This is a genomic window from Ruminococcus sp. 5_1_39BFAA, from assembly GCF_964240875.1.
Classification (GTDB): domain Bacteria; phylum Bacillota; class Clostridia; order Lachnospirales; family Lachnospiraceae; genus Blautia_A.
The window spans coordinates 1-6,196 of record NZ_CAXSVO010000064.1; the positions used below are offsets into that span (position 1 = coordinate 1).

Below are 6,196 nucleotides of genomic sequence, written 5' to 3' on the forward strand. Positions count from 1 at the left end.
GCGCGAACTGCCCATGTCAGTCAAACTTGGAAAAGCACTGGAGGATTATGTGTTGCACGCTCGTCCCATATCTCTAGGATCTCCATTGTATTTCAAATCTGCAAGGCGAATGTTGGAGCCAGCTTCTACAGACAATGTAAGAAGTGTGATCCGGCGGTTATACAGTAAAGTCGGTATTACTGGCTGGCATGTAGGAACTCATGCATTAAGGAGAACTGTAGGATCTCATTTATATAACGCAGGTAATGATCTAAAGACAGTTGCTGATCTGTTAGGGCATACTTCTGTTTCAACAACAAAAGCATATGTGCGGATTGATGTCGAATCACTTCGTGAAGTAGCATCATCATGGCCAGGGAGGAAATCGGTATGAGCAATAAAATCACCTCCTTGGTAACGTCATACTTGGACTATAAACGTGGCCTTGGCTTTCAGATGACAGCCGAAGCTGTATATTTGAATGCTTTTGCCAGATATACGCAGGATATAGGATACACCGGTGCATTAACACGCAAAATAGTCTTCCAATGGTGTGAAAGTGGTGACGATCCATCACTAGTGACGAAAGGGCGCCGATTTGAACCATTAAAGGGACTGGCCGACTATGCGGGCGCCTTTGATCCAGATTCAGAATTACTTCCTAAACTTCCTTATGGTAATCCTCATAAACGTGTACGTCCTCATATTTATACACTGGATGAAACCTGTAGACTGATGGAACAGTGCGATCATCTTTATTCTCCGGACGGAATCCGTTCACTGACAATGAAGACTGCCATTGGACTTCTATGGGCTACAGGACTCAGGACTTCAGAGCTTGTAAATCTAACAATCTCAGATGTTGACTTTACGAACAACCTGCTTAACGTTTGTAGCAGTAAGTTCAACAAGGACAGAATCGTACCGTTACTGCCAGAGGTATCAGATCAGTTAAGATCCTATCGAAGCCAAGTGGAATCCCTTTGCAATAAAGTCCGTCTTGGGAATGAGTTTTTCATAACCACAGGTGGCAAGCCTTTTAAACGAAATGCATTTGAATACGCATTCCAAACGATTCGTGACATCATTGATGTTAGTGATTCTGGATATCCACACGCTCGCCTTTATGACTTTCGGCATACCTTTGCTACCAGAACCATAAAGAACTGGCTTGAGCAGGGAATGGATGTAAATGCAAAGCTTCTCCTCTTATCTACATATATGGGACACATCCATCCGGAAGACACTTACTGGTACTTGTCTTCAACGCCAGAACTGATGAACATAGCTTCTCGAAGATACGAGAACATTTACGGAGGAGATGCCCATGAATAAGAATGATTCGCTCACTGCCGCACTGAAATTTGCCCCTCTTTTGGAGAAATATTTCCTGACATACCTGATAGCACAGAAAAAATCGTCTCCAAGAACAGTTTCCACTTATCGAGACAGTTTCACTCTTTACCTTAGATTTATGGCTTCTGTATACGGCATAGCTCCTGACAGAATCGAGATGAATCATTTTTCATTAGACCATCTTTCGGCATTTGGAACATATCTGGAGACAAGCCGAAACTGTAGCCCATCAACTATTAATCTCAGAATGTCTGCTATAAAGTCATTTTTGAAATATGCTGCGGTAGAGGCGCCAGAATACTCTGGAATTATCCGTAAGTCCTTATCATTACCAGCCAGAAAAGCGGATAAACAGGTGATGTTATTTATCACCAAGAATGAGTATGAATCAATGCTTGAAGTATGCAATAACCCGGATGCATTATCGTTAAGGGATAAGATGATGCTCATGATTTTGTACAACACAGGATGCCGTGTATCGGAACTGGTTAACTTATGCGTGTCTGATATATCTATTGAAACAGATGGGACATCATCTATTCGATTTTTGGGAAAAGGCCGAAAAGAACGCATAACTCCAATATGGAAATCAACAGCTGCATTTATCAACAATTATATCAAGCTGCAGAATTTAAACCGCGACAACCGCCTTTTATCAAACAATCGAAAGGGGAATTTAACACGATCAGGCATCGGACAGCGGATAACCACGATCACAGAAAAAGCTGCGGAACTGTCCCCATCGCTGAACAAGAAAAATGTCACACCCCATACGTTTCGCCATAGTGCTGCAATGAATTTGCTGCAGGCTGGTGTAGATATATCTACAATCGCCATCTGGCTGGGGCACGAAAGCATTGAAACGACTCATAAATATATGGTGGCTGACATTGAGATCAAACGTAAAGCTATGGAGAAACTTGATGAAACATCAAACAGTTCATTCAACTACAAACCGAGCAAGTCCATTCTCGCATTCCTGGCTTCTCTGTAATAATTATGTTCTGTAAAAACAGTGCCGTGTAGTGAATTCAAAGGATTATGCGGCACTACAGAACATAATTCTGCTCACAGCATAATTACGGCCTACTGTAAAGGGGCGGATCGCATTCTCACTGAGATTATTAGAAAAACTACATCTGCCATCTTCCAGATAGGTCATAAGATAGGAGCGGCGGTTTTGGATATAGGTGACTGCCTTATCCATCCGGGATCCCCGGGTAGGTTTCTGCATGTCAAGCCACGACAAAAAGCCCTCAATGACAGGCACTTCTTTTTCAAGGCGTGCTTTTTTGAGAGAATCGAAGGTTGTACTTTTTGCCTTGATCGTTTCTTCCAGACGGAAGAGACGGTCGATATACAGGATACCCTGCACAGCAGGCTGGCCGTAATCCAGGTTTTTCCCTTTCGGGACTGCATCCACCAGGTACCTGCGTATATGTGCCCAACAGGCAGTACGTTTTGCATCCGGCACTTTGTTGTACCCGCTATACCCATCGCACATCAGGTAGCCTTTAAATCCATGCAGGAATTCAACCGCGTTATCCCCGGCGCGGGTTTCCGAGTATTTATAGAGGATGATTGGTACACCGCCATCTTCCCCGCTGCGGAAAAGCCACATATAGGATTTCGACTGGGCCCGGCGCCCCGGTTCATGCAGTACCTGCAGGGGCGTTTCGTCTGCCATTGCGAATTCACGCTCCAGCAGTTTCCGGCGGAAGTATTCATACATCGGACGAAAGAATGCATCTGAATTAAGGATAACCCAGTTTGCCATGGTTGCCCTTGTGATGGATGCACCATACTGTTTCCAGTCTTTTTCCTGACGGCAGTAGGGCAGGCTGTTGCAGAACTTCTGGTACATCACCCATGCAACTGTGCCAGCCGAAGCCATCCCATAGAGCAAATGCGGTTTTCCATCTTTTCCTTTTTTGATAACAGAAAGACTGCGTTTACTGCATTCCGGGCATTCATAGCTGACACTGTAGTATTCGATGACTTTCAGCTTTGCCGGGATAAAGACCAGTTCACGGCGTACAAACTCCTCACCGATCCTTTTCAGCGGGGCATTACAGACCGGGCAGAACCTGTCCTTTTCCGGGATATCCAAATATTCCTTTTTTACAGGCAGACCCTTAAAACGTTCTGCATTTGTTGCGCGGGCTTTCCTCTTTTTTTCGGGAAGCAGTGCAGCCATCTCCTCGGCTTCAGCGGCCGCAGGATCCTGTTCCATTTCAGCTTCGTTGAAAAGGTTCAGCTGTCCCGGAAGATCGGCGGAACGTTTTTCGCTGGAAGTGCCAAAGAGTTTTTTACGGAGAAGTTCCACTTCTTCTTTCAGGTTATCACGCTCCTGTGTAAGGGCTTCCTCCCGTTTATTTCCGGCATCGACAGTTGCCTGAAGAGTTTTTATTAAATTTTTCAGCTCTGTGATCATATCTTTCAGCTCACGCAGCTGGATATCTTTGGAACTGTCTGCCACTGCTTTTTCCTCCTGCTTTTGATATCTCTATTATATCAGAAAACAGACAGTGCTGCCAGTACAACAGGAAAACAGTGCACCCTAAAAAATGCTGAACGTACAGGGAAAACAAGCGGTTTTATTACCTTGCACAGGATGTTTTGATCGCTTTTGGCTGCTCAATATCAATGCCTGACATCAGCCAGTCGAATTCCCTCCATGTGAGGTTCCGGACTTCTGATTTATTTCTTGGCCATCGGTAAGAACCCTGGGCTGTCAGCCTTTTGTAGATCATAACGATCCCGTCAGGTTCTTTTAAGATGGCTTTGATCCTGTCACATCTTCGGCCACAGAAAAGATAAAGTGCGTGGTCGATCTCCATGGAAAACTGATCCTGGATGATCGCACATAATCCATCAATAGATTTGCGCATATCTGTTCTGCCGCAGACGATATAAATGGCATCGACATTTGAGATATCCGCTAACATAATGGCTCCTTCAGCGCATCCATCAGGATCTTCAGAAGGGAAGGATGAACGGTATTGCTCATCCGGATCATCAGTCCTCTGGCTTCGATCTCGATCGTATGTGGATTATCAAGGTACATGGAACTGTTATCTTTATCTGAAACCAGTTCTGCCGGAGGAGTTTCCGGCTCTATAGCGATCTGGACCACATCCTGTTTATGGGATGTAAGATCAAGGGTACTGGCTTTGTTAGCCGATTCTGGGATCTGACAGGCCTTTTTACGCAGGCGTGTGACCGCATTGTAAAAACAGCTGGGAGAGATCCCGTGTTCATTACACCATGCGGCATCAGTAAGCCCGCTCTGTCTGCACTGGATCACCAGTTCCATCCATTCATCCAGAGAACGCCCTGGGGCACGTTTACTGCTCATAATGAAACCTCCAAGTATAGTAATTGACCACTTCCTATCTACGAAGTGGAGTAAAAAACTATTTACTATCAATCATTATGAACTACAAAACGGCAAATGTATAGTTACCCAAGAATTAAGCGCTTACGATGAATCTTTACATGCAATTGCGAAACAATATGGAGTTGCACCTACCTCTTTAAGAAGATGGATATGTAAATATGATTCAATGGGAGTAACAGCTTTTTATCGAACCGGTAATAAGCATTATACCGAGACTGAAAAAGAACAGGCCGTTGTCGATTATCTTTCCGGTAGGGGTTCTCTTAATGAAATTTGTAGGAAATATAAAATTCCTTCTGATTCTCAACTAAGACAATGGATTAAGAAGTATAATAGTCATGAGAAGTTGAAATCTTCCGGAACAGGAGGAACTGTCATCATGACTAAAGGAAGAAAAACCACATTTGAAGAACGAATAGAAATTGCTTCATATTGTATTTCGCATGATCATAATTATGCTGACACCGCTACAAAATTTTCTGTCTCCTATCAGCAGGCACGAAATTATACTATAAAATATGAAAATGGCGGTATTGATGCTTTGCAAGATAATCGTGGCAAACGAAAGCCAGAAGATACTCTTACTGAAATAGAACGACTTCGTGCGGAATTAAAGTTGGAAAAAGCAAAGCGACAAAAAGTCGAAATGGAACTATCATTCCTAAAAAAACTCGACGAAATAGAGAGGAGGTGGGGTTAAGCTTATTGCGATACAAACATATTTATCAGGCTATTAAAGAAGAAAATGAAAAACATGGATATCCTATCAGTACTCTCTGTAAATTAGGAAATGTAAGCAGAGCTGCTTATTATAAATGGTTACATAGGAAAGTTCCATCTAATGAGGCTGAAAATGAGCGTATTGCAGAAACGATTGAAAAAATACATGCAGAATCTCCGGACAAGGGTTACCGAAGAATACGAGATGACTTGGAACGCTATCATGATATAAATGTGAATGACAAACGAGTACTTCGCATTTGTAGGAAAAAGAATATTAAATCAACAATTAAATATTCGAATAACGGATGCACGCGTCAGGCTTCCAACCCACAATTCATAGCAGAAAATATATTGAATCGGGAATTTTACGCTGATGCACCAAATGAAAAATGGCTTACTGATGTTACAGAGTTTAAATATTATACCGAGCTGGAAAAACACAAAATATATTTAAGTGCCATTTTGGATCTTTATGATAGACGAATTGTATCCTATGTGATCAGTGATTCGAATAATAATGCTTTGGTGTTTGATACCTTTAATAAAGCCATTGAAAGTAATCCTAATGCTCATCCATTATGTCATTCTGATAGAGGTTATCAATACACAAGCCGTACTTTTCATGCAAAATTAGAAGCTGCTGGAATGACTCAAAGTATGTCTAGTACAAAATTGCATTAATTTTTGAGTAATATTTCTATGGAAAATATTTCTAATATATGGAATAATTAAAAGAAA

8 protein-coding genes are annotated in these 6,196 nt (G+C 42.4%); 5 read left to right on the forward strand and 3 right to left on the reverse strand.

Annotation, left to right across the window (positions count from 1 at the left end; all coding sequences use genetic code 11):
* From ACESZH_RS23440 to ACESZH_RS23450, 3 genes are all read left to right on the forward strand, one after another.
* Positions 1 to 373: tyrosine-type recombinase/integrase (locus tag ACESZH_RS23440; protein WP_373219507.1), on the forward strand; the 373-nt coding region annotated here is incomplete at its 5' end.
* The gene (locus ACESZH_RS23445) at positions 370 to 1,314 is read left to right on the forward strand and encodes a tyrosine-type recombinase/integrase (protein ID WP_373219505.1); all 945 of its coding nucleotides are present in this window, start codon (positions 370 to 372) and stop codon (positions 1,312 to 1,314) included. The genes ACESZH_RS23440 and ACESZH_RS23445, both read left to right, overlap by 4 nt.
* Positions 1,307 to 2,329 carry a tyrosine-type recombinase/integrase gene (locus ACESZH_RS23450; RefSeq protein ID WP_373219503.1) on the forward strand — a complete coding sequence of 341 codons (1,023 nt, stop codon included), beginning with the start codon at positions 1,307 to 1,309 and terminating at the stop codon, positions 2,327 to 2,329. The genes ACESZH_RS23445 and ACESZH_RS23450 overlap by 8 nt, the downstream gene beginning before the upstream one ends.
* Positions 2,330 to 2,374: 45 nt before the next feature.
* Here ACESZH_RS23450 and ACESZH_RS23455 read toward each other — a convergent pair whose 3' ends face one another.
* From ACESZH_RS23455 to ACESZH_RS23465, 3 genes are all read right to left on the reverse strand, one after another.
* Positions 2,375 to 3,814: an IS66 family transposase gene (locus tag ACESZH_RS23455; protein WP_373219502.1), complete on the reverse strand. Its 1,440-nt coding sequence runs from the start codon at positions 3,812 to 3,814 to the stop codon at positions 2,375 to 2,377.
* A 121-nt stretch (positions 3,815 to 3,935) separates the two neighbouring features.
* The gene (tnpB, locus tag ACESZH_RS23460) at positions 3,936 to 4,283 is read right to left on the reverse strand and encodes an IS66 family insertion sequence element accessory protein TnpB (RefSeq protein WP_117942324.1); all 348 of its coding nucleotides are present in this window, start codon (positions 4,281 to 4,283) and stop codon (positions 3,936 to 3,938) included.
* Positions 4,277 to 4,693: a hypothetical protein gene (locus ACESZH_RS23465; protein ID WP_117494621.1), complete on the reverse strand. Its 417-nt coding sequence runs from the start codon at positions 4,691 to 4,693 to the stop codon at positions 4,277 to 4,279. Before ACESZH_RS23465 ends, tnpB begins: the two co-directional genes overlap by 7 nt.
* A gap of 1 nt (position 4,694) precedes the next feature.
* Between ACESZH_RS23465 and ACESZH_RS23470 the strand changes: the two genes are divergently transcribed.
* Both ACESZH_RS23470 and ACESZH_RS23475 read left to right on the forward strand, forming a co-directional pair.
* Positions 4,695 to 5,435 (forward strand): transposase, encoded by a 741-nt coding sequence (locus tag ACESZH_RS23470; protein ID WP_373219499.1) that lies wholly within the window; start codon positions 4,695 to 4,697, stop codon positions 5,433 to 5,435.
* A gap of 5 nt (positions 5,436 to 5,440) precedes the next feature.
* The gene (locus ACESZH_RS23475; protein WP_373219498.1) at positions 5,441 to 6,139 is read left to right on the forward strand and encodes an IS3 family transposase; all 699 of its coding nucleotides are present in this window, start codon (positions 5,441 to 5,443) and stop codon (positions 6,137 to 6,139) included.
* Positions 6,140 to 6,196: the final 57 nt, after the last annotated feature.

Excerpts from the sequence above, each read along its gene's own strand:
- ACESZH_RS23445 (WP_373219505.1), top strand. The coding sequence starts at position 370 with ATGAGCAATAAAATCACCTCCTTGGTAACGTCATACTTGGACTATAAA.
- ACESZH_RS23450 (WP_373219503.1), top strand. The coding sequence starts at position 1,307 with ATGAATAAGAATGATTCGCTCACTGCCGCACTGAAATTTGCCCCTCTT.
- tnpB (WP_117942324.1), bottom strand. The coding sequence starts at position 4,283 with ATGTTAGCGGATATCTCAAATGTCGATGCCATTTATATCGTCTGCGGC.
- ACESZH_RS23465 (WP_117494621.1), bottom strand. The coding sequence starts at position 4,693 with ATGAGCAGTAAACGTGCCCCAGGGCGTTCTCTGGATGAATGGATGGAA.
- ACESZH_RS23470 (WP_373219499.1), top strand. The coding sequence starts at position 4,695 with ATGAAACCTCCAAGTATAGTAATTGACCACTTCCTATCTACGAAGTGG.